Here is an 852-nt window from a genome sequence, read left to right on the forward strand (position 1 = left end):
ACTCTCTGCTCATAGCTCTGGAAATCTTGTCAGCAAAAAATATCCTTCATGGCGTCGTACCAAAAGCGGAACAGATTTATTTATTTTTTAATCACACTTTTCAACAGTGTATCCGTTAGCCACTATTGTCAAAACAATGTTGCACTCGCGAGCACAAGTGAAGCAGTAGTTTAGCCCGACTTCCGAAGAGTCAATCAAAAGCAACTCCTGCGACAACGAAGTCACATCCATCACAAACATCTCTGAAATCTCCGCGCCTATTGCCCCAACAGATTTCATACCTAAAACATTTTCAAAGGTAATGATCCATCGTTTTTCCTTCCAATCTAGAAACTCTACAAAAACGCGCTCGTGCTCACACGTCATTTTTTCAATGGTGCCGTCTGAAACTGGAAATTCTGTCATTTTGAAATACCTGGATGTTTCTCACCGGCAACAAAGCCAGTTCCGTGACCGAGTTGATAGCCGTCAGGCTTGACCTTGATAACAGTCTTCTTTTTATCCGCCTGACTCCAACTTAAATAATTAGGTTTAAGCTCCAAATGATAGTGCTCACCATGATGCCTCGCATTAAATGGCCCAGCATCTCCGGGATGACTTTCAAATCTAATAATGGTATCCGTATAAAGGGGGCGGATTTATTTGTTACTCAAGCTCCCCCTCCAAACAGCGAAAAATCTCGAAAATTGGAAAAAACAAGTCCACCCCCTTTATTCCACGAAAGTACACAGCAAAAAATCGTGCGCCTTGGGATATTTTTTACTCACCAAAAATATCAATAAGATGACTCAACCATACGTCTCCTGAATCCCATTCGTGCCAGTAGCAGTAGCAGCAGCTCATCTTTTTGAG

At 42.0% G+C, this 852-nt stretch carries 2 protein-coding genes; both read right to left on the reverse strand.

Annotated features, from left to right (window positions below):
* Positions 1 to 87 precede the first annotated feature (87 nt).
* Entirely contained in the window at positions 88 to 405 is a 318-nt protein-coding gene (locus AC1DSG_RS31440) for a hypothetical protein (protein ID WP_477794334.1), read from the reverse strand.
* Positions 402 to 542: a hypothetical protein gene (locus tag AC1DSG_RS31445; protein WP_477794335.1), complete on the reverse strand. Its 141-nt coding sequence runs from the start codon at positions 540 to 542 to the stop codon at positions 402 to 404. Before AC1DSG_RS31445 ends, AC1DSG_RS31440 begins: the two co-directional genes overlap by 4 nt.
* Positions 543 to 852: the final 310 nt, after the last annotated feature.

The sequence above is a fragment of the Pseudomonas sp. P5_A12 genome, assembly GCF_056400685.1.

Bases quoted from the DNA above. Each gene is read 5' to 3' on its own strand.
- AC1DSG_RS31440 (WP_477794334.1), bottom strand. From the start codon at position 405: ATGACAGAATTTCCAGTTTCAGACGGCACCATTGAAAAAATGACGTGT.